24 protein-coding genes and 1 pseudogene are annotated in these 24,996 nt (G+C 54.7%); 12 read left to right on the forward strand and 13 right to left on the reverse strand.

Translation table 11 applies throughout. The annotated features are described in order from the left end of the window. The first annotated feature begins 105 nt into the window (after positions 1 to 105). Positions 106 to 1,286 (forward strand): annotated as a pseudogene (locus HQL65_10965) (transposase). Between the two features lie 137 nt (positions 1,287 to 1,423). On the opposite strand, the gene HQL65_10970 reads toward HQL65_10965, so the two are convergent. Genes HQL65_10970 through HQL65_10980 form a run of 3 tightly spaced genes read right to left on the reverse strand, consistent with a single transcriptional unit; the run spans position 1,424 to position 2,938 of the window. Then, complete coding sequence (locus tag HQL65_10970) at positions 1,424 to 1,924, reverse strand: phage virion morphogenesis protein (GenBank protein ID MBF0136752.1); 501 nt, start codon at positions 1,922 to 1,924, stop codon at positions 1,424 to 1,426. Further along, complete coding sequence (locus tag HQL65_10975) at positions 1,924 to 2,145, reverse strand: hypothetical protein (GenBank protein MBF0136753.1); 222 nt, start codon at positions 2,143 to 2,145, stop codon at positions 1,924 to 1,926. The genes HQL65_10970 and HQL65_10975 overlap by 1 nt, the downstream gene beginning before the upstream one ends. Before the next feature lies 1 nt (position 2,146). Continuing rightward, the gene (locus HQL65_10980) at positions 2,147 to 2,938 is read right to left on the reverse strand and encodes a hypothetical protein (protein ID MBF0136754.1); all 792 of its coding nucleotides are present in this window, start codon (positions 2,936 to 2,938) and stop codon (positions 2,147 to 2,149) included. Between the two features lie 350 nt (positions 2,939 to 3,288). Between HQL65_10980 and HQL65_10985 the strand changes: the two genes are divergently transcribed. The 6 genes from HQL65_10985 to HQL65_11010 all read left to right on the forward strand — a co-directional run bounded on the left by HQL65_10985 (position 3,289) and on the right by HQL65_11010 (position 12,041). Continuing rightward, a complete protein-coding gene (locus HQL65_10985) occupies positions 3,289 to 3,957 on the forward strand; it encodes a competence/damage-inducible protein A (protein ID MBF0136755.1) in 669 nt (222 codons plus the stop codon). A 69-nt stretch (positions 3,958 to 4,026) separates the two neighbouring features. After that, complete coding sequence (locus HQL65_10990; GenBank protein MBF0136756.1) at positions 4,027 to 4,449, forward strand: dioxygenase; 423 nt, start codon at positions 4,027 to 4,029, stop codon at positions 4,447 to 4,449. A gap of 952 nt (positions 4,450 to 5,401) precedes the next feature. Continuing rightward, the gene (locus tag HQL65_10995) at positions 5,402 to 7,684 is read left to right on the forward strand and encodes a TolC family outer membrane protein (GenBank protein MBF0136757.1); all 2,283 of its coding nucleotides are present in this window, start codon (positions 5,402 to 5,404) and stop codon (positions 7,682 to 7,684) included. A 93-nt stretch (positions 7,685 to 7,777) separates the two neighbouring features. Next, a complete protein-coding gene (locus HQL65_11000) occupies positions 7,778 to 9,697 on the forward strand; it encodes an SUMF1/EgtB/PvdO family nonheme iron enzyme (GenBank protein ID MBF0136758.1) in 1,920 nt (639 codons plus the stop codon). After that, the gene (locus HQL65_11005; protein ID MBF0136759.1) at positions 9,694 to 11,025 is read left to right on the forward strand and encodes an HlyD family type I secretion periplasmic adaptor subunit; all 1,332 of its coding nucleotides are present in this window, start codon (positions 9,694 to 9,696) and stop codon (positions 11,023 to 11,025) included. The genes HQL65_11000 and HQL65_11005 overlap by 4 nt, the downstream gene beginning before the upstream one ends. Continuing rightward, the gene (locus tag HQL65_11010; GenBank protein MBF0136760.1) at positions 11,025 to 12,041 is read left to right on the forward strand and encodes a class II aldolase; all 1,017 of its coding nucleotides are present in this window, start codon (positions 11,025 to 11,027) and stop codon (positions 12,039 to 12,041) included. The genes HQL65_11005 and HQL65_11010 overlap by 1 nt, the downstream gene beginning before the upstream one ends. Before the next feature lie 360 nt (positions 12,042 to 12,401). Here the strand turns inward: HQL65_11010 and HQL65_11015 are convergent, their stop codons facing one another. From HQL65_11015 to HQL65_11025, 3 genes are all read right to left on the reverse strand, one after another. Beyond that, positions 12,402 to 13,511 (reverse strand): hypothetical protein, encoded by a 1,110-nt coding sequence (locus HQL65_11015; protein MBF0136761.1) that lies wholly within the window; start codon positions 13,509 to 13,511, stop codon positions 12,402 to 12,404. A gap of 619 nt (positions 13,512 to 14,130) precedes the next feature. After that, positions 14,131 to 14,874 (reverse strand): YfdX family protein, encoded by a 744-nt coding sequence (locus tag HQL65_11020; protein MBF0136762.1) that lies wholly within the window; start codon positions 14,872 to 14,874, stop codon positions 14,131 to 14,133. Positions 14,875 to 15,140: 266 nt separating this feature from the next. Beyond that, positions 15,141 to 16,052, reverse strand: a complete 912-nt coding sequence (locus HQL65_11025) for a YfdX family protein (protein ID MBF0136763.1) — start codon at positions 16,050 to 16,052, stop codon at positions 15,141 to 15,143. 80 nt (positions 16,053 to 16,132) lie between these two features. On the opposite strand from HQL65_11025, the gene HQL65_11030 reads away from it, so the two are divergent. Further along, positions 16,133 to 16,888, forward strand: coding sequence for an Hsp70 family protein (locus HQL65_11030; protein MBF0136764.1), 756 nt, complete (start codon positions 16,133 to 16,135; stop codon positions 16,886 to 16,888). 333 nt (positions 16,889 to 17,221) lie between these two features. On the opposite strand, the gene HQL65_11035 is transcribed toward HQL65_11030, so the two are convergent. The 7 genes from HQL65_11035 to HQL65_11065 all read right to left on the reverse strand — a co-directional run bounded on the left by HQL65_11035 (position 17,222) and on the right by HQL65_11065 (position 20,938). Continuing rightward, positions 17,222 to 18,181: a J domain-containing protein gene (locus tag HQL65_11035; protein ID MBF0136765.1), complete on the reverse strand. Its 960-nt coding sequence runs from the start codon at positions 18,179 to 18,181 to the stop codon at positions 17,222 to 17,224. 42 nt (positions 18,182 to 18,223) lie between these two features. Next, positions 18,224 to 18,766, reverse strand: coding sequence for an Hsp20/alpha crystallin family protein (locus HQL65_11040; GenBank protein ID MBF0136766.1), 543 nt, complete (start codon positions 18,764 to 18,766; stop codon positions 18,224 to 18,226). Between the two features lie 116 nt (positions 18,767 to 18,882). Next, positions 18,883 to 19,101, reverse strand: a complete 219-nt coding sequence (locus HQL65_11045; protein ID MBF0136767.1) for a hypothetical protein — start codon at positions 19,099 to 19,101, stop codon at positions 18,883 to 18,885. An 85-nt stretch (positions 19,102 to 19,186) separates the two neighbouring features. Continuing rightward, entirely contained in the window at positions 19,187 to 19,633 is a 447-nt protein-coding gene (locus tag HQL65_11050; protein ID MBF0136768.1) for a DNA lyase, read from the reverse strand. Between the two features lie 88 nt (positions 19,634 to 19,721). After that, entirely contained in the window at positions 19,722 to 20,300 is a 579-nt protein-coding gene (locus HQL65_11055) for a hypothetical protein (GenBank protein MBF0136769.1), read from the reverse strand. 18 nt (positions 20,301 to 20,318) lie between these two features. After that, complete coding sequence (locus HQL65_11060) at positions 20,319 to 20,693, reverse strand: transcriptional regulator (GenBank protein ID MBF0136770.1); 375 nt, start codon at positions 20,691 to 20,693, stop codon at positions 20,319 to 20,321. Beyond that, positions 20,693 to 20,938: a type II toxin-antitoxin system HigB family toxin gene (locus HQL65_11065; protein MBF0136771.1), complete on the reverse strand. Its 246-nt coding sequence runs from the start codon at positions 20,936 to 20,938 to the stop codon at positions 20,693 to 20,695. Before HQL65_11065 ends, HQL65_11060 begins: the two co-directional genes overlap by 1 nt. 1 nt (position 20,939) lies before the next feature. On the opposite strand from HQL65_11065, the gene HQL65_11070 reads away from it, so the two are divergent. The 4 genes from HQL65_11070 (at position 20,940) to HQL65_11085 (ending at position 24,910) form a co-directional block, all read left to right on the forward strand. After that, positions 20,940 to 21,269, forward strand: coding sequence for an IS1 family transposase (locus HQL65_11070; protein ID MBF0136772.1), 330 nt, complete (start codon positions 20,940 to 20,942; stop codon positions 21,267 to 21,269). Positions 21,270 to 21,491: 222 nt separating this feature from the next. Continuing rightward, the gene (locus tag HQL65_11075) at positions 21,492 to 22,454 is read left to right on the forward strand and encodes an Rpn family recombination-promoting nuclease/putative transposase (GenBank protein ID MBF0136773.1); all 963 of its coding nucleotides are present in this window, start codon (positions 21,492 to 21,494) and stop codon (positions 22,452 to 22,454) included. A 214-nt stretch (positions 22,455 to 22,668) separates the two neighbouring features. Next, on the forward strand, positions 22,669 to 23,562 hold the full coding sequence (locus HQL65_11080) for a DUF4392 domain-containing protein (GenBank protein MBF0136774.1): 894 nt from the start codon (positions 22,669 to 22,671) through the stop codon (positions 23,560 to 23,562). Between the two features lie 46 nt (positions 23,563 to 23,608). Then, the gene (locus tag HQL65_11085) at positions 23,609 to 24,910 is read left to right on the forward strand and encodes an endonuclease domain-containing protein (protein ID MBF0136775.1); all 1,302 of its coding nucleotides are present in this window, start codon (positions 23,609 to 23,611) and stop codon (positions 24,908 to 24,910) included. Positions 24,911 to 24,996: the final 86 nt, after the last annotated feature.

Genomic DNA, 24,996 nt, shown 5'->3' on the forward strand with positions numbered 1-24,996 from the left:
GAGCAGAGAGCAGTTCCTGAGCGGGGTGCCAAAATTCAGGATTTGGCTTACTCTTTGGCCTGTCAGCCATTTACAAAAAACAGCGTCGCGTTGGTTTCAGCCCAAATGAACCCGTTCGTTTCACTCCTTTTGGTCCTGGTGGCCCATCTGTTCAGTCCCAGGCACAACGCTCGGATCCGATTGCTCAAGGCCCAGATCCGAATCCTGAGATCCAGGGTTCCCGGCAAGACGATCAAGCCATCGCCAGCGGAAAAATCGGAACTCCTCCGGCTCGGGGCGGTTTGCGGCCATGATATCGACAACCTGATGGAGATCGTCCGGCCTTCCACCTACCGTCGATGGCTCTGCCAAACCAACAAAGGCCAGCCATTCAAGCGTATTGGTCGCCCCCACCTGACCAAGGAACTGCGGGATACTGCGGTCCGCATGGCCAAGGAGAATCTGCTATGGAGATACCGCCGCATCGTCGGCGAGATCAAGAAGCTCGGTCTCTATGCCGGGGCCAACACGGTCAAACGTATCCTCACCGAGGCCGGAATCCATCCAACACCCAAGAAGGAAAAGAAGAAGCCACCACTCCCGTGGCTCACCTTCATCAAAGCACACATGGAAAGCATCGTGGCTACGGACTTCTTTTCCAAGGACATCTTCACTCCGCTGGGCAAGCGCACGGCCTACGTCCTGGTCTTCATCCACCTGGGTAGCCGCCGGGTCACCTCAGTGCGCCGACCTACAACCCGGACAGCGCCTGGGTCACTCAGCAGGCCCGAAACGCCATCATGTGGTGCCAGGACCAGGAGATCAAGCCACGGTTCCTGATCCGGGACGCCGATGCCAAGTTCTTCGGCCCATTCAACACGGTCTGGAAGACAGAAGGATCCCGGGTCATCCAGATTCCCCATTGCGCGCCACATGCCAACGCGTTTGCCGAATCTTTCATCGGTACTCTGAAATGGGAGTGTCTGGACTTCTTCGTCTGCTTCAGCCGATCCCAACTTGCTTTCATCTGCACCACCTGGCTTCGCCATTACAACACCGAACGCCCGCACAGAGGAGCCAAGATGGGCAACAATGTACTCGATGTCAAATTCAAGGCTGCCCGCGATGGTCCAATCCGATCCCGAGAAGCCCTTGGCGGGATCATTCGCTCCTACTACCGGGAGGCTGCGCAGCCGTTTCCAAAGGGGCTGTCACATGATACCATCGCCTTGAAATATATCATGGATTTGGTCCTCCCATATTTTGGAACCCCTCAGGAGAATGGGACAGAATCGACTGCGGCGTGAACTTTTTCTTGACGGGGGAAAAAAGGGGCCACAAGGCAGGTTGCATGCGGATCCTCAGCAAGGTACTCCCGCATCGGAAAAACGTCGTGGACCCCATTGCGCAACGCTTGGCAATGGCATCCCGGGACCGCTTCCAGCTACGCGGTGTCACCCAAAAGAAAATCCTTGATGGTCGCCACGACTTCCTCTTGACCGTCAGGGGTGATCCCGAGAAAGGGGCGGGCCGGTATGGTCACCTGTTTCGCGTAGACCGCCTGATCGCCGATCTTGAAGCGCAAATATTTACCTTTGACCGGCAGGATCGTCCCGCCGAACTGGTGAATGGCGGCGTAAATTTTATGAGTCCCTACCGTCACACCGTCGGGAGACTCGCGATACACGATGGAATCCCGCAGGCCGGAATCTTCAGTTAGGATTTTCTTGATCCTCTTGGTTGCCCAGTATTCCGGTTGATTTTTTTCCCAATCGACCCCGTCTGGTCGCTCCTGGGCGTCGAAGCGGGCCTGCGTGACGCGCACGAGGTTTTCGCCGATGGTTTTCATGGCGGGCGTCAAATCTCCCGCCCGGGTTGCAAGTCCCTCCAGCACCTGGCGCAAGGTGTCGTCATCGATGTCGAACTGGAGAGAGATGCCGGACATCAGTACCCGATCTCCCCGGAGGCCTTCATCTGTTCCCAGACACTCGGAGGAACTTTTTCGCCGGGGGGGTAGAATTTTCCTCCCAGCATCTCCTCGCCCTTGAAGTATTCAGTGGGAGGATTGATTTTGCGGTTGGCCACAATCCTGTCCGCCATCTGGTGGTGTCGCTCGATATCAATCATATCCTCTTCCGTCAGACCGGGGGCAAGACCGAATTTCATCTCATTTCTCCTTCAAATCCACCTCTACCGTTCCATCGTCCAGTCTGCGGACATCCCTGATCACAAACTCCACACCAGGAGGATACAATACCTCTCTCTGATCCGGGTAGAAAGAAAACGGTTCGATCCACTTCCCGGTTTTGGATTTGATGAAAAACATGTATTTCCCCTTGAATTTCGTCTCGCCAATGGCCGTACTCATGAACCCGGCATCACTGTAGACGCCTCCCGGCACAATGTCTTTGGCGACACTCTCCGGCAGATTCGTGGCCCGCACCACATCCCCTTCATAATTCGGCAGATTGGCCAGGGCCGCTTCCAGGGTGAGGATCATGGGGGCCAAACGTTTCAGTTCTGCACGGTCGCCGCTCCGCAGTGCAGTGTTCATGAGTTGATGGTTCCGCTCGCCCCCTTCGACCTGGGTAAGACCGGTGTAGTTGCGCAAGGAGGCCAGGTCCACAATGGAGAGTGGGGCCGTGGAAACATCACGCCTTTTGGCAGCCTGCTGGGCATCCTGGGCCAGAATATTGACCCGTTCATCGCCCAGGAATTTTCTGAATGCCACATCCCGTGGCGGGGTCGTGATATCCGGCATGGCTTTCCGCAATCCCGCAGGCACTCCGGCCACTTGCTTTGCGACCGTCTCTCGCATCCGGGATGCCAATCTTGAAGCTCCGGGCGCATAGTCCCATCCCGGATCGATACCGACTGGCACCTGATGTTTTTCCCCATGCCGGTCGGTCCAGGTATACGTACCATCTTCGGGTGCCTGGTCCGGGCCATCCCGGCCCATTTTTTTCAGATCCCGTTTGCCCATCTTTAATGATAATGTTGGCCGACACCACGACCTTTTTCCTTTAGTCGTCCGATACGTTCCCAAAGCCTGTCAATATTTTTGGTTGCACGTGGACGGGAAAGTCCTTCGGCGAGTTTTTTGAGTTTGGTCCCAAATTTTTCGATGAAACGCTGGGCGATCCCCTTTTCCTTTTCGGCACGGCGTTCGGAATGACACTATAGACGCACCTCTTGCCCGACTTCTGAGATAACATTTTGAATATGAATCTTTTCTTTGGATGATGTTTCTATACATGCGGCGTTTTCATCATCAATACGGGTCGGCGAGCAGACGCTCATCTGCCGCATGTGACAGGTCGGCTGAGAGAACTCGGGCTGGAGCTGGCCTGGGCGCGTTTCGTCGGAGATGACGCAACGGAGTTGGTCCGACACTTCACCCAGACGCTCGCAGAGGAGAGACCGGTGTTCTGTTTCGGTGGGATCGGCAGCACGCCGGACGACCGGACCCGGCAGTGTCTGGCCATGGCTGCCGGAGTCCCACTGATCCGTCATCCCGATGCCGTGCGGGAGATCGAAGCCCGCTTCGGTGAGGATGCCTGGCCAATCCGGGTACTCATGGCTGATTGGCCCCAAGGCAGCAAAATGGTGCCGAATCCAATCAACCGGATCCCGGGTTTTCAATTCCGTGGTCATTTCGCGCTGCCGGGATTTCCTGAACTGGCATGGCCGATGCTCGAATGGGTACTGAAGCACCATTTTCCGTCCAACCGTCCGCCAGAGATCCTGCGGTGTTTGCGAATCGAGGGGGTGGCCGAAAGTCGGGTTGTGCTGCCCATGCAGCGCGTTTCGAAACTTTTTCCGCAGGTGCGCTACGCCAGCCTGCCCAGACTGGGACCGGATGCACACATTCTGCTGTCGGCACGCGGACGTGGTTCGAACGTGGAGATCGCCTTCGAGGCACTCTGCGCAGAGTTGACAACCGAAGGAATTGCCTGGCGGGTGTGTGCAGATGGATGAAGGATGAGAGGTTGCCATGATCATTCCTGAACACTCATTTCGTGACGATTCCTCCCCGCGTCAGCCGGTCTGGTACATTCCCCAGCGAAAATTCCGGTGGTGCAGCTCTCCTTGCTTGCCAATCTGAATCCTGTGGCGCATGTGCAGGCTGGCCGGGCATTGGCACCCTTGCGTGACGAGGGGGTGTCGATCATTGGCAACGGCATGAGTTTTCACAATATGCGGGGCTATGGAGACCCCAGATTCGGGCCGATATCGGACGCCTTCGACCAGTGGCTGACCGATACGGTCACCGCAAAGGCGGAATTGCGTGAAAAGCGGCTGATTCACTGGGAACAAGCCCCTGCCGCACAACTGTGCCATCCCCCGCACGCCGAGGAGCATCTGCTACCCTTGATGCTGATTGCAGGTGCGGCCCGGACGGATCAAGGCCAAAGGGTCTTTTCGGATCGCGTCTTGGAAACCACTTTATCCGCTTTCCGGTTTGGTTGAATCGACACACAGCCGCTGCTGTCCAGATTCTGCGATCTGCCAAACACGGAACGACAGTAAATAGAGACTCCGCTGTCGAGATCCCGGGGTTCACCATACCTTCTGCGGTCATGGCGCAAAAATCTGAAGAAGGGTTTGCCCCTGACGCAACCCCATGCGAAAGGCCTTGATCGGTTCGGTCCTACAGGGACAGTCCTCACGAGTTTTTCCAGCACGCCTCGGTCCTTCTTCCTGGAAAACAGGCCTTTCCCAATCCGTCAGGGTTCCCGTCGTCCAACTGTCCAACATGTATGCCGCAGGCCACAAAACAGCCAGTATCAGCGCCAAAACAAATCCAGACACACGTTCCGTATTTTCGCTCATGAGAATTCTCCGGCAGGAACAGCACAATCGCCCGGCACCAGAACAAATCCAGACACCCGTTCCGTATTTTCGCTCATGAGAATTCTCCGGCAGGAACAGCACAATCGCCCGGCAGACGAACACGATGACGGCCAACGCCGCATGGATGATATAAGAAATCCATATCAGCGTCTCTTCCACTTTTCGATCAAGAGGACAAGAATCGCCGATCCCGTAAAGGAGCCGACGAACAGATCGCGAGGCAGGTGTCCCATGATGAACTCTCCCAGGCTGGAATGGTTTCACGGAACGGATGCTACACAATAAATAGTCAATACGGGTTAAAAAGAAGGGCCGAATGAATCAATATTTCGTCAATGACGACAGGCGGCAACGACCGTCGGCACCCCATTGGTCAATCACCGGGCATTCGCAAGAGCTTTTCCCTGGATCGGCAGATAACACGCAACTTACTGATATAATAGTATAAATTTTATATGTGCCCGACAAAGCACGTCAGCACGTCACGAATATCCCAATATCAAATCGATTGGCCTGAGTATTGCTTTTCATGGGTCAGGATTCTTCATTTTATTGGCCAGAGGTCCCCATGCCTCACCCTCCCCATGTCTTTTTGAAACGCTCGACCCTGATCGGGGGGTGTATCTCCCTGGTTATTCTGCTGATTTATCAAACCGTGAAGGCGGATGTCCGTTCGTTCTGGACGGCGGTGGACAATGCCCAGGCGAGCAATCCCCAGATTCACAAAGCCGAGGCCCAGCTCCGGAGTTCTCTGGAAGAAAATCCCAAAACCCTGGCCAAACTCCTGCCTCTGGCCAACTTGCGCGCCGGAAAAACCATTTTTGACGAAACGCATTACGTCAACCGGGATGTGACCAGCAAAAATTTGTCCACCGTGGTGGAATTGACGTTACGCCAGCCCCTTTACAATCGGCGGGATGCCCTGGGTCACGATCAGAGTGCCGCCGTGGTCGCTGCGGCATTGGCCGATATGGAAGATGCCCGTCAGCAGGTGGCCTTGAATGTGGCCACGGTGGCCGCCAACTGGCTGGAAGCAAAAGAGGTTCTTGAACTTGGGGAAAAATACCGAAAGGTGACGAAACGCCATCGGGAGGTCAACCGCCTGCGTCAGAAAGCTGGCGAATCGACAGCAACCGATGTGGAGACCTCATCATCCCGGGCCGAACAGGCCGAAGCCAGTTATGTCCAATCCCTCAATACCCTGGAAAAAGCCGCCATCGCTTTTCGGGAAGTGGTCGGGGCCAATCCATCGCCGGACATGACATTGCCGGAACTCTCCTGGCGGGAACCCGTTGACTGGCTGGAACCGGAAAAAATGCAGGAACAACTCCAAAAATGGATCGAAAACCGGCCAGATATCCAGGCTACCAGATCCCGCCTGGAAGCCGCCCAGTATGCGATCAAGATCGAACGTGCCGGCCACTATCCGACGGTGGATTTAAGCTTCCGGAGCAGCCGTTCCTGGGATTCGGAGTTGGGAGGAAGTTCGGGTGCGTCCGTCAAGAACACGGTCGATGCCCAGAGCCTTCTGCTCAATCTCAACGTGCCCTTGTTCAGCGGCGGCGAAACCAACGCCCGTATCCGCGAGGCCAAAGGTCGCAAGGAAAACATGCTGGCCACACTGCAAGCGGTACGTGATCAGGCCATGCGGGACGCCAATCAGGCGCGCATGGATATCAAAAACCAGCAGGTTTCGATCATCTGGTTGAGCAAGGCGTTGCAATCCAGTGAAAAAGCCCTGGCCGGCATGGAAGAGGAGTTTCAGGCCGGCACGCGCACCTTGCTGGATCTCCTCGATGCCCAATATGAGGTGTTTACCCTGGGTACCAATCTGGTGCGCAATCGGTATCAGGAGCAATTGGCACGGGTCCGGCTCTGGCAAGCCCTGGGCGTCCCCCTGCGCCCGGAGTCGCCCACGTCGTTTATCGCCCTCCTGGAAAAAGAAAAAAATGGTGCCGATCAAAACAACCAACCGGTCGTTCTGGCAGCCATGGATCTCCGGACCGATGCCGGGACAACACACCTGCAAGCCGTTCAACCCACCGCTCACGACGGTTCCTCATCCGCCCCGATCCCGGAACATGCCCCGGCAGCCTCCGCCCCGGAAAACCGGGCAAAGGGCAGTGAAAAAAATCTGACCGAAGACCTGCTCCTGGAAACCATCGGCCAGTTGGAAAACAATCTGAAAAAAAACGGTATCAAGCCTGCTTCGGACAACGTCCAACCACCTGATGTCAATCAGAAACAAACCGAAGGGCAGGCCACTCGGGAACGGGGTTCCGGAAAACCAGCCGTTTCCGTCAGCGATGGTGCCACACGCCCGAATCTGGCCAACATTTCTGCTTCCGAATCGACGACCTCAGCCCGCGATCTCGACACCTTGCTGGAGTTGTACACGTCCACAATCCTGGCGGAAAAGGCGATTCCGGAACAGACGCATCGTGCCGTGGCCAGAATATTGCGCCAATATTTGCCAGCCACTCCCCTGACCAACGCCAACGACCAAAAAATTCCTGATGAAGAGAGTGACGCGCCCCCTCCTCTGCCAGGCGCGAACCCGGCCAAGGAAACCTATCCGACCATGCTCCCCTATCTGAAAAGCGGTCCCTATCTGGTTCATTTGGGGGCATTTCGCAACGCCCGGGAGTGTCAGCAACTGGCCGAAGACCTGGCCAGGGAGAACATTCCCAGTTGGCTGGACGCCGTGCGCACCCCCGACGATAAAAAAATCGTCCGTCTCCTGGTCGGTCCTTTCGCCAAATATGACCATGTTCTGCAAATGGTGGAGAGCCTTGCCAAACAAACCGGTCTGGTGGTCGGATGGGTCCACAATCCCCACTGGCAGGAGTGACAGCGTTGTTCGTGAACCCTCCGACCTGATGGAAAGAGCGACCTGCATCGAGACGGTTCCCCCTGCGATTGATTCCATGGAAGCAACACCGGCATGAACGCATCGACTCCTGAAAAACCGTGGCCGGAAATTTCCCTGGCCGCAGCGGCCCGGCTGATCGGTCATTTCACTCCCGGTTACCGGATCGTCAGGTCCCTGGGGCGCGGAACCTATGGCGAGGTGTTTCTGGCCGAGGATGATTTAAAAAAAATGGCCGTCAAGATCATCCCGCTCACCCTTCGCAACCCGGATCAACCGGATGGTCCCCCCACCCACCGGGAACAGACCAGCCGCGACTGGGTGCAGATCAAAACCAACTGGGAACGGCTGCATCATGCCTCTCTGGTCCGCCTGCGGGATTATTTTCTTTTTCACGAAACAGACCCGGCTGCCCAGGTGACGCTTTATGGCCTCCTCTACATGGATTATTGGCCATGGAAGCTGAAAGGATGCATTCGGCATCTCCTGGAAGAAAAGCGCTATACCCCGGTCCGCAGACGTGCCCTGTTGGTCAATCTCGCCGCATCCCTGCATCGCCTCCGCCAAGAAACCGGTCTTCTGGTGACCGACCTGAAGCCGGACAATATTCTGCTCTCTCTGTGCCATCATGGCCCTCTGGTGCCGGGTTTCATTGACGTGGGTGGCCTGTTTCGGGACGGCGCTGCGGATTATCCCCGGGCCGACACCACCGACGGCTATCTGGCCCCCGAACTGGCCGACAATCAATCACAAATCGTGGATGAACCCGCACTCATCTACAGTTTCGGTCTGATTGGCTTTTTCATTCTGGAGGGACGCCGCCCATTCCCGGAAGTCGCTTTCACGGGTCCGTTTCACAAGGCATTTCGTCAACACCACGGCCTGGACTGGTCCACGGAAGTCCGCCAGACCCTGCCGGGCTGCGTGGCCATCCTGGAACGGTGTCTGCGGGAAAATCCCCAGGAACGATTCCCTGATTTTGCCGCGCTCGTAACGGCCCTGCACCAGGAACAAACCCTCTTTCTCAACCAGGTCCAGAGAGCCAACATATCCCTGGTCCAGGCCACACTGCCGCGCACCCTGCACCCGGCACCGGGTACCCTCTGGCGCGAACCGGTCACCGGTCTGGAACTGGTCTGGATCCCGCCCGGCTCCTTCATGATGGGACAGACGGAGGCGGAAAAAAAATATCTCCAGGCCACGCTCGGCGAAGAAAAATACCTCGACTGGTTTGCCCACGAGACGCCACGCCACCGCGTGGAACTCGATGGTTTCTGGCTGGGACGAACCCCGGTCACCCGCGGTCAGTTTGCCCGGTTTGTGGAAGAAAATCTCCATCTCACCGATGCCCAGAAAAATGGCTTTGCCACCGGATCGGGGAAAAACGGCTGGGGTGAACAAAAATTTTACAGTTGGTTGCAACCGGGTTTTGCCCAGGATGATGCCCATCCGGCAGTCTGCATCAGTTGGTTCGATGCCCTTGAATTTGCCACCTGGTTAAGCCATAACTCCGGAATGACCTGCACATTGCCCAGCGAGGCCCAATGGGAATACGCCTGTCGTGCCGGCACGGAAACCCCGTTTCACTTTGGACCCACACTCCATACCGACATCTGCAACTATGACGGACGGGGGGTGTACGATGCTGGTCAGAAAGGGGAAAATCGTCAGGGAACGACACCAGTCGGCATGTTTCCGGCCAATGCTTTCGGGGTGTATGACATGCATGGCAACGTCTGGGAATGGTGCCTCGATTGTTTTGACAGTCGAATGTACGCCCAACCCTCTGCCACGGAAAAAAATCCACTCTGCCCGTCCCGGAATCCCTATCGGGTTCGCCGTGGCGGGGCCTGGAGTTTCGGCCCCGTTTATCTCCGTGCCGGTTACCGTGGCCGCAACCACCCTGACCACAGTTCGGCAGATGGCGGATTTCGTCTGGTCGCCACCTTTGCCCACGGACAACCTGCCCCTGCCCACGGACAACCTGTTCCATGAAAATGTTTGCCACCAAGCCCGATCCGTTGCGCATTCGCCCGCTTGAAGCCCTTGGTGACATTCGGGATGCCGGTGGGGCCAGTCTGATCCGCCATACCTGGATCATCATCACCCTGGTCTTTCTGCCCCTGCTGATCTGGTCCATGCTGGCCGATCTCAAGGAGGTTTCCCATGTGCAAGGCCAGGTAATGCCGAGCGGCTCCGTGCATGTGGTCCAACACCTGGAAGGAGGCATTGTGACCGAACTCCTGGTCCGGGAGAGCCAGCTTGTGCAGCAGGGGGATGTCCTGTTGCGCCTGGACCGGAACCAAAGCCTGCCCGAACAGGAACAAACCGAATTGCGCATCGCCTCCCTGCGCGCCAATGCCATCCGGCTGCGGGCCTTCGAGGCCGGTGAAGAGCCGGATTTTTCCGAACTCTCCAACCGGTTTGCCGGCATCGTCGCCGCCCAACAAAAAAATTATCAACACCAGAGACAATCCCTGACCAGCAATCTGGCCGTCCTGGATGCCCAGATTGCCCAGCGCCGCCTGGATTTGCAACAGGTCCGGGATGCCCTCGGCATCGCCAGACAACAAAAATCCGTCACCGCCGACATGGTCAAGATTCGCCAGGAACTGGTGGAACAGAAAGCCATCTCCAAGGTCATCTACCTGGAAACCCTGCGGGCCAGCCTGAACGCGCAAGGCGAAGTGGAACGCCTGCAAAAACAGATTGAAAACATACAAGGTGCCTTGACAGAAACCGAACAGCGCCGTGACAAACTGATCACCGATACCCGCAATGCAGCCGGTACCGAACTGGCCGTGGTCATGAGCGAACTCTCCCAGGTCCGCGACTCCCTGACCCGCATCTCCGATCAGGTGGTCCGCCTGGAGGTGCGGTCTCCCGTCAGAGGTCTGGTGCAGGAGTTGAAAGTGCAGACTCCGGGTGTTGTGGTCAATCCCGGGGAAATTCTGGCGCATATCGTGCCCGTCAACGACCACCTGCAAATCGAGGTGCGCATTCCCCCGCAGGATGTGGGACGGATTGCCAAAGATCAGGAAGTGATGGTCAAATTGAGCAGCTATGAATTTTCCCGTTTTGGTACCCTTACCGGACGCATGCTCGATATCTCCCCCAGTACTCTGACCCAGGAAGGCGCACAACCCTATTACAAGGGGGTGGTCGGCCTGGACAAGGATTTTGTCGGGGATATTCCGGGCGTCAACCGCATCCTGCCCGGCATGCTGGCGCAGGTGGATATCACTTTGGGCAATCGCTCCGTATTGGCCACGCTTCTGCGTCCCCTGAGCCGGGCCGTCCAGGAAGCCTTCAAGGAACGTTGATGTCACTCTCCCAACTCTCCCGACTCTCCCGACGCCTCGGAGAAAATCCCCTGCTGGTCCAGGGTCCCGGAGGCAACACCTCCCTCAAGGATCAGGAGCGGCTTTATGTCAAGGGATCCGGTACCTGGCTCAGGGATGCCGAGAATAAATCTGTTTTTACCATGGTTCATATTTCCAAGGTGTTGGAGGATTTCAACCGCAACCAGGAGGGGGATCCAGTCACCTGGAAGGTGGATGCCCAGGATCCGTTGCGTCCTTCCATCGAAACCACCCTGCATGCCCTCATGCCGCAACGGGTGGTCTTGCATGTTCACTCCATCCGCGCCATTGCCCTGACCCTGCTGGAAGATGCCCCGAACATTCTGGCCCAACGTCTCGCCGGCATACCCCACGCGCTGGTCCCCTATCGGCGTCCTGGTCTCCCGTTGACCCTGGCCTTGCAGGCCGCCAATTCCTCCAGAGAGGAGATGGCACCGGTGCAGGTTCTGGTCAATCATGGTCTGGTCATCGGGGCAACGGATTGCCAGGCGGCGGAAAGTCTGTTGACCGAGATCGAAGAACGTCTGACCCTGCCAATCCGCCCCTCCCCTCCCCCTGACCTGCCCACACTCCGGGAACACGCCCAGGCCAGCGGCTGGCAATTGCCCACTCTGGATGACATCCACCGCCTGGCCACCGATCCCTGTTCCCTGGCGCACGCCTGCCTGGGACCGGTCTGTCCCGACCAGGTGGTCTACCTGGGAGCTGCCCCCCTGATTCCTGCACCCGGACAATCCATTCAAGACGCCTTGGCAGCCTGGCAAGGTTTCGGTCCACGCCCGATTGTGGCTTTGGTGCCTGGCAAAGGGGTATTGGTCGCCCCGAATTTTTCTCCAGCCGCAACGGAACTTCTTACGGCCTGGGCCAGTATTTTGGGTCACGTGCCACCCCGGGCCCCGATCAAAACCCTTGATGATTCCGCCTGCGCCGCCCTTCTGGGATGGGAAGCCGAACAATACCGGCAGAAACAGGCCTGATACCAGGTTGCAATCAATCAAGATTCAACGACCTCCACTCCATGTTTTCATGCGTTCTTCGTAACTGTTCAGAACCCTTGCAAAAAAAGAATTTGATATTCAGAACCCTTGCAAAAAAAGAATTTGATATTCAGAACCCTCGCAAAAAAAGAATTTGATATTCAGAACCCTTGCAAAAAAAGAATTTGACATGAAAGATTTTGTTGGGGCTCCGCCCCAAACCCCGCCAGGAGGAAGGGCACAGCCCTTCCTCCTGGACCTCCTTCCCAGTTTTTCGAACGTTTTTTAATGGGGGGAGCTGAATAGTTACCGTTCTTCAATGGTTGGTAACTGGTTGATGTCAACCTGGTATCGTGGACATCACTCCATACCCAGGCCGTTTCGGTGCAGACGCACGCCATCCCCTTGCATGACCGTTTCAACGATGCGTGGGGCCTCTTCGGAGTAGGTGATCCGGGGTGGTTTTTTGGCCAGGGGTTTGTCGTTCAGCAGGGGCATCGGCAGCAACAGATCAAAATGGGGCAGATACCAGACATTGGCGCGGCGGGTGGTCCCAAAAGCATAACTCTCGGTCGTCATGATCAAGTCTCTGGTCAAACGGGCCGTGCGACCGGGAAAGCGCAACGAACCGATTGCCTTTGGCGCTTGGGCTTTATGGGTATCGTTCTCTTCCAGGGTCAGGTCCATCCAGATATGGGTTGAATTGTCTGGTTTGGTGGGGTTGCGGGCCGTCAGGCGCAGTGTCCATTGACCCGCTCCCCAAGCGACCGGTTGACGTACCCCGACAAAATGACCTTCGTGGGTGCCAATTTCGGAAAATCCGCCGGCAGCGACCTGAAGATCATCGGGATTCTGGGTATCCCAACGGGAAAATATCACCCCTGGCCCCCGGTTCTGTTTTTTTTCTTGGAGATCGGTCTGCAAACCAACATAAAGCTTGGTGTTGTTGATGGCCGCATGAAACTGGAAAAAGAGATGACTTCCGGCCACGGGTGCCTCTTTGAAGATCATGGGAATGGCCAGGCTGGTCAATTGTTCGTCCTTGTTTTGCGTTGGAAAATTCAAAAAAACATAGTGCCAGCAACAGGTCACCGACAGATCTGGATGTTTCTTGTTCGCAAACTGGAGGTAACGGGTTTTGCGATGCACGGGAAACAGGGGGGTTGGCTCCCCTTTGGCAGCCTGGCCCTTGATCTGGATACGGTATCCCAGAGGGGGCGTTGCATGACCATCATAACGCAAAAACCAGGTTTTGACAGTCGTATCAAGGGATCGGTCGGCACAATAGGCATAAACAATCTGACCAGCTTCATTCACCCATTGCACGGGTTGCCGGATATTGGGACCGGTTTCGGGTTCGCGGATCAGGAGCAACTCGACAGGATCGTAAGAGGCTACGGTGAAAAACTCTTCGACCAGAATGTGTCCCGGGGCACATTTTTTGTCGTTGGCCAGGCGAATGTTTTCCAATCTCGTGACCGGCAAGGGCACGGGATGAATCAGCCAGATTTTCTGGTCTGGCTGGGCCGAGTTGCATGGCCATGCAATTGCCCATAAAATAAATAATAATTGAAATATTATTCTCGGAGTTGTTCCAGAATTTTGCCGGAAGGGGCATCTCCCCGATTCCCTTTTTATTTTCAATCGGCTTTTTTGAGCCATTGTCAGAGTCCCGGATGACAAGCGTTACTGGGATGGGGTCTGTCGCAAAATTTCCTCTGCTTGCCCCGGCCTCTTGCTGATTTCCTTTCCCACCAATCCGCTCAAGTTACCGGAAAGTACTCCTCCCTGGCCAGAAAAAGCTACCGTTACCCTGCCATGTGATGGTCCCCTCCAATCCTCAATGCAGGCCTTGGCGAGAACCTCTGGATCACGAAGAGCCGCAAAGTGCCTGTGCATCAAGGCTTTTCTCGCCCCGAACCTGAATATGAAGGGTGTCCAAATCGACCAGACAATCGAAACCGGGAGCCCTGACATGTACATGCGGGGACAGGTGAACCCCTTCATGGATTTTAATCCTGAATCCGCGAATCTGACCGAGTCAATTGGAAGGGACAGGGGGGATTGCTCCCCCCGGATTCACACAGCTTTATCCTCTCCGACTTTTTTTTTCAGGTTCAGAGGATTTTCGATCAAAAAGCTTGCGAAACGTTGCGGTGAATTCATCGAAATAGTTCTTGCCTCCCTTCCTCCCGGCAACCTTCTTTTCCACTTCTTTCAACTGCTCGAACAACTCATTATAATCGCTTTTCGTCTGGCCATACCCAAGCAGTTCTGCCAGTTCCAAGCTATTTTTCGCCCCTTCGAGCAGATCTTTGAGACGCTTTTCCTCACCGTCGTTTCGCGAATCATTCTCAGCCAAAGTCTCAGCCTCTTTGATCATGGCCTTGCTGCGCAGAACCGGCAGGGGGATCACTCTATCCTCGGTCACCACCAGAGTTCCGAGTACGGTCTGCAACGCAATTTTTGCTTCGGCGATCCGACCGGAGTCGATCATGGGGACCGCCGCTTTGATCGCAAGCGGATAGGTGCCCAGGGGCAGGCTTGTCGTCTGAATGGAAACTTCGCTGGCCAGATCAGCAAGCATGCGCCGGGCTTTTTGAATCTCTCCGTTCTTGAGCGCCTTTTTGGCGTATTCAATACTGGGTTTTATGGAATCCGTTCCCGCAAAAGTGTCGTGAACCACCGTTCTGACTTCCACCGGAGCCAGGGCCAGCAACGGATTGCGAGCCAGCAGCATCTCCAATTTTCCAATGGCATTCGTGAGCGCCGTGATGGTTTTGTCCCGGTCGTCAACGTCCAGGGAAGCCAGGGCATTTCGAGTCTCATCCACCGCAACTTTTGCCTCTTTGACAATTTTTTCACGTCGCTTGGCAATCTCGGATTCCATCTCCAGTTTGACAGGCTCCTGAACTGACCGGGTCACCTGGCTTTGAATCTCCGGTTCCGGAGGCTGGCATGCCTTATCCGGCTCATGATTCGGAACATCTTTTGTAGTTTCTTTCAATTCCGTGCTGCTCATGGTTGTTTCTCCTCGTGTTTCCAGATGAATCGACCATGGTTTTCCAGGGTGCCAAAGGGCACCATGAATCCTCAGGATCAAAGCATGCTCGAAACCTTTTTCTTGATCCGGTCAAACCAACCTTCGCCGGATTTGCCGTCAGAGGTTTTCTTTACGATCTCATCAAGCTGGGCATACAGGGGCTTGTAGGACTCCTTGTCGCCATAACCGAGTAACTCAGCCATTTCCAGTTGATTACGCACCTCGGCGAGGATCCTTTCCAAATCCTCATTTTCTTCCTTTGATCGATTTACCTTTTTGGACAGCTCCTCCGCCTTGATCAGCAGGTGTTCGGCGCGAAGCTTTGGCAAAGGAACAACCTTGTCCGTTTTGACTACCAAGGTATTGAGCGCACTTTGCAAGGTGGCCCTGGCCTGGTCGATTTCACCCTTGTCGATCATGGGAACAACTGCCTTGATCGCAAGCGGGTAGGTCGCCAGAGGAATACTGCGCGTCTGATAGACGATTTCGCTGGCCAGGTTGCGCACAATTGGGCGGGCTTTCTGGATCTCTCCATCCATCAGGTAGTTCATCGCGTCGTGAATCATCGCCTTGACCGTGTCCACGTTTGCCAGAAGGTCATAAGTCACGACGTTGGTTTCCACGGGTGCCAAGGCCAGCCCAGGATCACGCGCAAGAATCAATTCCAGCTTCCCAGTAACTTTTTCCAAGGCAGCGATGGCTTCATCCTGCTTTTTTTCTCCGAGTGCCTTTAACGCTTTCTCAGTTTCCTTCAACGCAACGGTAGCCTCATCAAGAACTTTCTTCCTCCTTTCAAGGGCTTCATCAGAAGATTCTCCATCGACACCTGCTTTTACGGATTCACTGGCAGCCGACTGTTTTTGTGGTTCTGCGGGCAACGATGTTTTTTCGGCGTTGGCAACGCCCGGCACCATCATTGCGACGACGAGCAGAGCCACATGAAATGGTTTTATTAATTTTTTACACATGGTTGTCCTCCTTTCATCACATCGTAATGTTGGCGATATGGACCTTTTGCGACTTTAATTAAGACCTGTCCTGGTGAAAGGTGGTCTACTCTTTGTTTCACGGCGCTTTCTTGCGTCCTCTTTTCAAGAACACCACCGTCCCGACCAGGAAGTCCCAGGTCTTCTCCACGGCTATGGACAACCAACCCGCCGTGACAGTTCGGGTTGCCCAGGGCGAGCGGGAGATGTTTGCCGACAACAAACTTCTCGGACAGTTCAACCTGGAGGGAATCGCTCCGGCCCCGCGTGGCATGCCACAGATCGAGGTCACCTTTGACATCGACGCCAACGGTTTGGTCCAGGTTTCGGCCAAGGATCTGGGAACCGGCAAGGAGCAGTCCATTCGCATCGAGGCATCAGGCGGCTTGACCGAAGAAGAGATCAACCGCATGGTCCGCGACGCCAAGGCGCATGCAACAGAGGATTCCCGGAAACGCAAATTGATCGACGCCAGGAACCATGCCGATTCTCTGGTCTATACCACCGAGAAAAGCCTCAAGGAGCATGGCGACAAAGTGGATGAGATGACGAAAAAAGCCATCAAGACAGCCCTTGACGAACTCAAGGGAGTGATGAATGGAGACAACGCCGAGGTCATCGAGGCCAAGATCCAGGTGTTGATGGAAGCGTCCATGAAGCTGGGTGAGACAATTTACAGGAATTCCGCCGCCCAGGGCGCAACCAACAACACATCGTGTGGAACAGGCTCTTGCTCCACCGGGACACGCCACGACGACGTGGTGGTGGACGCCGAATATGAGGAGGTCAAGCCCGATACAAGAGCCAAGGCTGCCTGAGGGTACTTGAATGATGTGAAAATCTTCCCCCCTTTCCGACCTTTGGGAAGGGGGAATTTTTCTTGGTGACCTGATAGTCATCCAGCTACAAAAAAAGCTGGTATCTCAGCGGTTCCATCACGCTCCAGAGATGATCTGTAAGCCCCGCAGCCATGGCAGGTGTCCGCCAGGTGACGGACAACAGCTGCGATCTGCTCCCGGGAGTTCCTCAAGTCGTACAGTGGTGTGCCATTCCGTTCGGAAAACTCATGCTGACGATGCTGGCATGGTCTTTTCTCCTCCTCAAAGGATCGGAAAAGCCCTTATACCACATTATTATCAGTTGTTCGATTTTCAGTAGACCAGTCCCTCCCTGGGATCAAAGAGCATCTCCTTTTCCATCTTCCGGTAGAAATTCTTTTGGGACTCTGTCTTTGGCTTCGGCACAACCACGTTCAGTGTGACATATTGTGTGCCGGCGGGAGATCCCGGCAGACCACGGCCTTTCAGAGCCAGTTTCTTGCCAGATTGGCTTCCTTCTGGAACCTTCAGACGAACCGGACCAGCCAGGGTCGGAACCGTCACCGTGGTGCCGAGGGCCGCCTCCCATGGAGCGATGGGCAGTTCCAGATGAATGTCTTTTCCTTCCAAACGGAATTGCCTGTGCGGCAGAATACGGATCTGGAGAAACAAATCCTCCATGGAAGTGCCGCCATTTCCTCGTTGGGCACTCAGGTGGATCGTTTGGCCATCGGTGACACCCGCCGGAATGGCAACCTGGATGCGCTTGGTGTCGCCACCGGAAGAATGGATTTCAAAGCGCCGTTTGCATCCCGAGAACGCCTCTTCCAGGGTGACTTCAACCTCATAAGCGGGAGATTGTGGGCAGAATCCTTTGGTGAACACCGATGCTCCATCGCCAACATGGCCCGGAAAACCCGAAAACCAGGCACCAGATCCATTGCCACCGTTCCGTTTGCCAAAAAGGGTGTTGAACAGATCCTCCAGGTCGATGGGCGAGCCGCCCTGCTGGAACCGGAATCCAGATGCATTTTCATATCCCGGCTGACCTGGGAAAGTGCCGCCACTTTTCCAGTAGTCATAGATCTGATCGTACTCCGCACGTTTCTTGGCGTCACCCAGGACCTCATAGGCCTCGGAAACCTCCTTGAAGCGGGCTTCACTGCCTGGTGATTTGTTGATGTCCGGATGATGCTCACGGGCAAGTTTGCGGAATATTCGCTTGATCTCCTTGGGACTGGCGGACTTGTCAATACCCAGAATTTTATAGAAATCCTTGAATTCGGCACCCATGGCGTTCTCCTGTCAAGGTTCCGGGGTTGAGAACCACGGGAATCATTTTTTGCATAGGCTGGACAACGACTCCTTGGCCTTGTTCCACCAACCGCCAACCTTGTCCTGCCATGCATGGGCCAGAGATTCCAGAGATTTCGAGGTCAATTCACAGGATCTGTTGATCCCGATCCAGCGAGGACGTATATCGTCTTTTATTTTTGGAATGGTGACTGTCAGGACGCCATTTCTGGTGGACGCCTTCGCCTCACCCACAAGCAACCCGTCTGGCAAACAAAAGGTCCTTTGAAAGGATCCGGTTGCCCATGCCATGCTCCGGTTGTGGTTCTTCTCCCGATGATGGAAGGTCCGGGTTCCGCGAATGGTAAGCCTGCCCGGTTCGACAATGACCTTCAGTTCTTTCGGGTCGATGCCAGGAACATCCGATGTGAACGTCACATGATCCGCGCTTTCCGCCATATCGGTTCTTACGTCCCAATGATTCGAAACCAACGACAAATCGGACGCACGGGACAATGCATACCAAACCGGGCTGGCCAGACCAGATCCGCACCCGGCAAGAGAGCCACGAGACAGATAAAACATGATTCCCTCCTTTCCCGAATACGAGGTATGGTTGACGCAGATGATGCGCAAAACGATTCTGCTCTTGAGATAAGGATTCAGAGAAAAATTTCAAGGGTATCCTGGTCGCCTTTCCCTCACGAAATGAATGGACAGGGCACCATGGTCCTGGATTTTTGCAGCCTTGCCGTTCCGGATCTGGATTGCCCAGTCGGCATGCCCGCAGACAACTCTTTTCCGCGCTTGACGGCCTGAATCGTCTCTTCCAGAGCCTGCAAAAAGCGCAACCTGTCCGTGTTGCCGAAAGTCAGGCCACTCCCCGGATTATTCCGGAATTCGCTCCATAATCGAGTCATTGGCCTTGTCCAGACCACCTTTGACGCCCTGGAGGTTCAGCAGGGAATGGGCGGGCGTCGGCATCCACATGGATTTTTATTTTTTTTACCCATCCCGGTTTTGGGCAATACGCTCCCATGCCCGCACATCCCCCTCCACGAGGATGAATATAGGATGGGGAGTGGGCATGGCAATCTGGTCCAATTGAGCATGGTGGTGAGGATTCCGGCTGGTGACCTTGCCCAGGAAATGCTTCCATTCATAAAGGAGCTGCCCGGTCGTTTCCCGGATGGAGCCGTTCCAGCTCGCCGCCACGATGCGGGTGGCGTCGAACCTGTAGTTCCGCCGCTGTGCCTCTCGATGCACCTCCCACAGATAGGCGGCCACAGCACCGACGGGATCGTCCTGCTCCCGAAACCGGATGAGTTGCGGATGGCGGGTATAGCCCCGGGTCATCCCCTGGAGTACCTTCTGGGCCAGCAATGCCTCCCGCCAGAGGGCAACCAGTCCATGGGCATCGAGATAATGAGGATGTAGAGTCCAGAGTCGCATGAATGCATACACCCCGCATCCTGTCAGCCAGGACCACGAGGTCTCCGAATTTGCCTTGGCCAACAAATAATCGGACTGATTCGAGATTTCAGGCAGGTGCAGCAGGCGCTGGACATGCGACAAGAATGTTGCCAAACGACTGAAGACCAACAACATCCTCCAACATCAATCCGCTGAGAACAAGCAACGATTTCCATTCTGTCAAAGTGCGCTCGCGACCTCGCGACCCCATGAACATCTGCATGTCGAACGAGGCTCCGGTTAAATCGGCATGGACCTCCGGGAGTACTATTTCCAGCAACGCAACACGTGCGCGGTGATTTCGGCAGGCGCTGGCAAGATTGTGCAGGATCGTAACGCAGGTATCATTGTCAAAACCGTGCAGGACGGCGGAAAGCAGATAGACATCCTTTTCGCCCTGAGCGGGGGGGAGTGACTCCAAAAAATCTCCAGCCTCAAAATGCAGGCGCTCGATGCCACTTGTGCTGTGGGTGGCCCAATAACGCCTGGCTTCGGCAATCACCTGGGGGCGATCCACCACCAGGGCCGTCAGGTGGGAGTGGCGTTTCAGGATGGCCAACTGTGCATCACAGCTTTTTTCGCGCAGAATATCAACTATTTCAAGCAACAGTTGCACTACCCGCTTCAGACACACTGGGCGGGGCATCGCTCTTTCAGCAGCGCACTACAATCCATGCTCCTGACGGGTCGATTGGATGAGTACGTTGGCAGGAATTTTCAGTCCATTGTGAAGGCGACGGATCATTTGCAGCGAGAGTTGTCGTTTGCGATTCAGAATTTCCGCCACCCGCGCCCGGCTGCCAATGAATGGTTCCAATTCCTTGCGACTCAGCCCCATCTGTTCCATCCGGAAGCGGATCACATCGACGGGATCAGGCAGGTCGATGGCATGATGTCTGGCTTCGTAAGCAGCGATCAGCGTGGCGAGGATATCCAAACGATCTCCTTCCGGCGTGTCGGGGTCGGCATCCATCAATCGTTCCACTTCCGCCAACGCAGCGTCATAATCCTGTTCGGTCTTAATGGGTTGGATCTCCATCACACACTCTCCGCATGGATCTGATCATATTGGTCGTGGGTTCCGACAAACCGGACGTACACGATGCTGTAGGGATAGTTGATCTTCACGACCAACCGGTACTTGTTGCCAGCCATGTTGAAAACAACCCGATTTCCCGTGAGGAAGCTGGCATGGCGGAATTGGTTCTTGACATCGGCAGGGGTTTTCCAGTCTGCCTGGGCCACAAGGGCATGCCAAGCTTCAAGGGCACCCTTGCAATCCAGGTTGGCCTTCCTTCAACCTATGGGGGAGACCGTCAGGATTGCATGCAAACGGTGTTCGTCTGAGTCCATTGTCAGGAATGGCGTAGTCCGAGGCCAGCAGCGATATCGGTGCCGAAGGTGTGCGCTGAATTTTGTTGATGGCGACCGGCGTGTGGATGACAATCTGCACATCAAGCGTGCATTGGCAGTGGTCCTGTATTCCATTGGCAAGGCCTCATTCAACATGCTGGGGCATATTTTTGGTGTCTCACGCTCCTTGACGTACCGTCGGATCAAAAAGGATGCGGATAAGCCGCACCAAAGTCGTTTCAAAGAATGTCACCATGGTTGATGCCTCCATCGAACTATGGCTCGCCCTCACCACGCCGGACATCTTCCACGTCTATCAGCACACTTTTTTATCTATGCTTTAGGTGAACACTCTCCAATTATTAAATCTGAAATCCGGTGACACCATACCTGTTTCCCTTATAGCCATAATCTGGGCGCAGGCCGGTCTGGATGACCGGTTGATCAGTCCCGGAGATCATACCCTGTGAGGTTCTTCTTCGCCATGAACGCCCATGACCTTGGCTACAGCAAGCTGTTTTCCCATGCCCTGATGATGCAAGATCTTGTGGCAGGTTTCATCCACGAGGAATGGGTGGCCGGACTGGATTTCAGCACGCTGGAGAAGGTGAATCCGATCTATGTGACGGATGACTTCCGCAAGAGGATCGATGATCTGGTCTGGAAAATCCGTTGGCAGGGGACGGATCGCTGGATTTTCATCTACCTGATCCTGGAGCCGCAATCCACGGTCGATGACATCATGGCCGTGCGCAACGCACTGTACGAGATGCTGCTTTACCAGGATCTGCGCCAATCCGGGAAAATTCTGGAAGGTCAAAAATTCCCACCCGTTGTTCCAGTCGTTCTGTATAATGGTTCGCAAAGGTGGACAGCGGCAATGGATGTGACCGACCTGATCGAGGAGTCCCCGCCCGGTCTGGAAGCCTACCGCCCGCGTATGCGCTATTTACTGGTGGACGCGCATCGGTATCAGGAAGGCGAACTGAAGTCCATGCGAAATGTCGTGGCAGCATTGTTCAGATTGGAGAAGAGCCGCCGTCTGGAAGATGTCCGTCAGGTGCTTGAGGAGTTGGATGCGTGGCTGAATCGTCCAGAGCAACGGGAACTACGCCGGGCGTTCGCAAAATGGTTGAGTCGGATCTTGTTGCCACGACTGGCAAAAAAGAATGTGCCCATCCCGGAGGCCATGCCGGAGATGGATGACCTGGAGGAGGTACGTACCATGTTGGCAGAAACTGCGGAAGGATGGACGAGGGAGTGGAAACGGGAAGGCCGTCATGATGGCAATGTCGATATGCTGCTGAAACAGATGCGCCGCAAATTTGGCCAGACACCAGACTGGGTGGCTGAAAAAGTGAGGGCGGCGAATCTGGAACAGATCGAGATCTGGAGTGACAATTTCGTCTTCGCCAACTCGGTGGACGAGGTCTTTGCGTCTTGGTGAGGCACTTCTTTGCCATGAACGCCCATGACCTTGGATACAGCATGCTGTTTTCCCATACCCTGATGATGCAAGATTTGGCCATGATCATCGTTTGGGCCACAAGGCAAAATTCCCGGTTCTCCTGCTTCGCAACATGTTGGGAAGAGAAGGAAATTTACGACTGGTTCCCGGATTGTCAGCCAGATTATCCCAAACGATAATCAAGGCCTCAGAAATGGACAACAAAACCGAAATAATCAACAAAATCGAAACCATTGTCCAGGAGGATGTTGGACGAAATATCAAGGATTTATGCCAGGCTGCCCAAGGTGGCTTGCATGCCATGGCGCACTCCCTGCTGCACGCCAAAACACCCTGTGTGGGGATCATGACAGGCTTTTTCATACCCGATGGCAGGCCTCCGGCGGGCGAGACGGATGGTCCTCTCGGGGCTGCCTTGCTGCTGGCCGGACTTCAAAAAATGGGTATCGCGTGTCGCCTGCTGACCGATGCACCTTGTGCAGCACTCTGCAAGGCGGCCCTGCAAGGGGCGCAGGTGACCGTTCCCATCGATATCATCAGCAACCATTTTTCTCCCGAAATGGCCAAAAAAGCCTGGCACCAGGCAGGCATGACGCACGTATTGGCCATTGAACGCTGTGGCAAAAGCAGGGATGGCACCTATCGCAATATGCGAGGAGAGGATATCCGTTCCCACACGGCATCCCTGGATGAGGTATTTACCGGGGGTGCCTGGGTCAAGTTGGCCATCGGCGACGGGGGAAACGAAATCGGCATGGGATCCATACCAAGGGAGGTCATCTCCCGATGTGTTGCCAAGGGGGCGGTGATCGCCAGCGTCACGCCGGCAGACATTCTGCTTGTCACCGGCGTCTCCAATTGGGGAGGATATGCCCTGCTGGGTGCCCTGGCCATGATGCACGAGGCGTGGCGTGCAACCGTTCTTGATGTATTAACCATTGAAAATCATGACCGTATATTGAAGTCCATGGTCAAGCATGGTCCGGCGGTTGATGGTGTCACCCTCAAGAGAAGCATGAGTGTGGATGGCTTGCCTTTGGAAAAACATCATGCCATACTGCTGAAGGTCAGGAAAATTGTGGAATAGCGCAGATTGGCATATGAAATACGAAGAATTTATCTTTAAGCATTACATGTATGAGAAAAGCAGCGGCATTCTTCGCATGGTTTATGAATATAAAAACGGTCCATCCTTCGAAGAAGTCGTCTCGTTTCCAATCAATGACAAAAAACTCTCCCATGACACTGAGAGAGCATTGGATCAGGCATTCCGTCTCATTTTTTTGTTGTCAGGAATCAGTTATTACAAGGCCTACGTCCCGGCACGACTCCGCTGCCAGGCCTTTCCGCTGGGACCCGCCATGGCTGGTTTTTTCCAAAAGGTCTATCTCCATGGTCTTGGTGAATTTGCCTTTCGGAATCAATTGAACCTGCAAGATCGCATCCATTTTGTCTGTGACAAGGTCCAGGCCGATCCTCCCGTTGCCCTGAATGCATCAAGATGCCTTCTGGTCCCCGTCGGTGGAGGAAAAGACTCCATCGTTACCTTGGAAACCCTGCGACAGGCAGGAGAGAAGATGATCATGTTTGCCCTGGGCACACACGGCGGTGTCGCAGCACCAATCCAGGATACGTTTGCAGAGTCCGGCCTGCCCTGTTTGCTTGCCAAACGAACCATTGCAAAAAACCTGCTCGAATTGAACAAACTCGATGCATTGAACGGACATATTCCGATTACCGCCATCATCAGCAGCATTGCCGTGGCCACGGCCATTCTCCATGAATTGAACGGGGTCGTGTTGTCCAATGAACATTCGGCCAGTGCGCCAAACCTGTCCATGGATGGTTTTGCTGTGAATCACCAGTACAGCAAATCCCTTGACTTCGAAATTGATTTTTCGGACTACATACACAATTATTTATCGCCCGATCTTGCATATTTTTCACTGCTCCGCCCACTGGCAGAGGCCGAAATCACCCGCAGATTCGCCAGGCTGGAAAACTATCACCAGAAATTTCGCAGTTGCAACGCAGCCTTTCGCCAGGATCCCGGCCAAAGGGAAAAATATTGGTGCTGCAACTGCCCAAAATGTCGTTTTGTTTTCCTGGCCCTTGCGCCGTTTATCGACAGGGAAAAACTTGTGCAAATATTTCAAAAAAATCTGCTGGATGATAACAGCCAGATTGCAGGATACAACGAACTCTGCGGTGTATCAGCCCACAAACCCTTTGAATGTGTCGGGGAAATCGAAGAGAGCGTCCTGCTGATGCAAAAATTGCATCGTATGCAGGCTTGGTGTCGTGATGTGGTCGTCAATACAGTCGGTCAGGCCACAGAAATGAACGATTCTGATTTTCATGGCAAGTATCAGGCGCTTTTCCAGACCAGGCATCGGCACAGACTTTCAGATCATTTCATGAAAATTCTGGATTAAAGAGTGTAAGAGGCTGTCTAACAACTTGTTTATTTCGAAAAAAAACGAATGAAAAACTGGGATGGAGGTCCAGGAGGAAGGGCTGT

It is taken from the genome of Magnetococcales bacterium (genome assembly GCA_015228935.1).
GTDB lineage: Bacteria > Pseudomonadota > Magnetococcia > Magnetococcales > DC0425bin3 > HA3dbin3.

What these genes read in the sequence shown, in the direction of transcription:
- HQL65_10980 (MBF0136754.1), bottom strand. Translation starts at nt 2,938, where the DNA reads ATGGGCCGGGATGGCCCGGACCAGGCACCCGAAGATGGTACGTATACC.
- HQL65_11080 (MBF0136774.1), top strand. Translation starts at nt 22,669, where the DNA reads ATGGACAACAAAACCGAAATAATCAACAAAATCGAAACCATTGTCCAG.
- HQL65_11010 (MBF0136760.1), top strand. Translation starts at nt 11,025, where the DNA reads ATGTCACTCTCCCAACTCTCCCGACTCTCCCGACGCCTCGGAGAAAAT.
- HQL65_10995 (MBF0136757.1), top strand. Translation starts at nt 5,402, where the DNA reads ATGCCTCACCCTCCCCATGTCTTTTTGAAACGCTCGACCCTGATCGGG.
- HQL65_11075 (MBF0136773.1), top strand. Translation starts at nt 21,492, where the DNA reads ATGAACGCCCATGACCTTGGCTACAGCAAGCTGTTTTCCCATGCCCTG.
- HQL65_11085 (MBF0136775.1), top strand. Translation starts at nt 23,609, where the DNA reads ATGTATGAGAAAAGCAGCGGCATTCTTCGCATGGTTTATGAATATAAA.
- HQL65_11055 (MBF0136769.1), bottom strand. Translation starts at nt 20,300, where the DNA reads ATGCCCCGCCCAGTGTGTCTGAAGCGGGTAGTGCAACTGTTGCTTGAA.
- HQL65_11025 (MBF0136763.1), bottom strand. Translation starts at nt 16,052, where the DNA reads ATGTGTAAAAAATTAATAAAACCATTTCATGTGGCTCTGCTCGTCGTC.
- HQL65_10970 (MBF0136752.1), bottom strand. Translation starts at nt 1,924, where the DNA reads ATGTCCGGCATCTCTCTCCAGTTCGACATCGATGACGACACCTTGCGC.
- HQL65_11045 (MBF0136767.1), bottom strand. Translation starts at nt 19,101, where the DNA reads ATGACTCGATTATGGAGCGAATTCCGGAATAATCCGGGGAGTGGCCTG.
- HQL65_11040 (MBF0136766.1), bottom strand. Translation starts at nt 18,766, where the DNA reads ATGTTTTATCTGTCTCGTGGCTCTCTTGCCGGGTGCGGATCTGGTCTG.
- HQL65_11060 (MBF0136770.1), bottom strand. Translation starts at nt 20,693, where the DNA reads ATGGAGATCCAACCCATTAAGACCGAACAGGATTATGACGCTGCGTTG.
- HQL65_10975 (MBF0136753.1), bottom strand. Translation starts at nt 2,145, where the DNA reads ATGAAATTCGGTCTTGCCCCCGGTCTGACGGAAGAGGATATGATTGAT.
- HQL65_11050 (MBF0136768.1), bottom strand. Translation starts at nt 19,633, where the DNA reads ATGCGACTCTGGACTCTACATCCTCATTATCTCGATGCCCATGGACTG.
- HQL65_11005 (MBF0136759.1), top strand. Translation starts at nt 9,694, where the DNA reads ATGAAAATGTTTGCCACCAAGCCCGATCCGTTGCGCATTCGCCCGCTT.
- HQL65_11035 (MBF0136765.1), bottom strand. Translation starts at nt 18,181, where the DNA reads ATGGGTGCCGAATTCAAGGATTTCTATAAAATTCTGGGTATTGACAAG.
- HQL65_11000 (MBF0136758.1), top strand. Translation starts at nt 7,778, where the DNA reads ATGAACGCATCGACTCCTGAAAAACCGTGGCCGGAAATTTCCCTGGCC.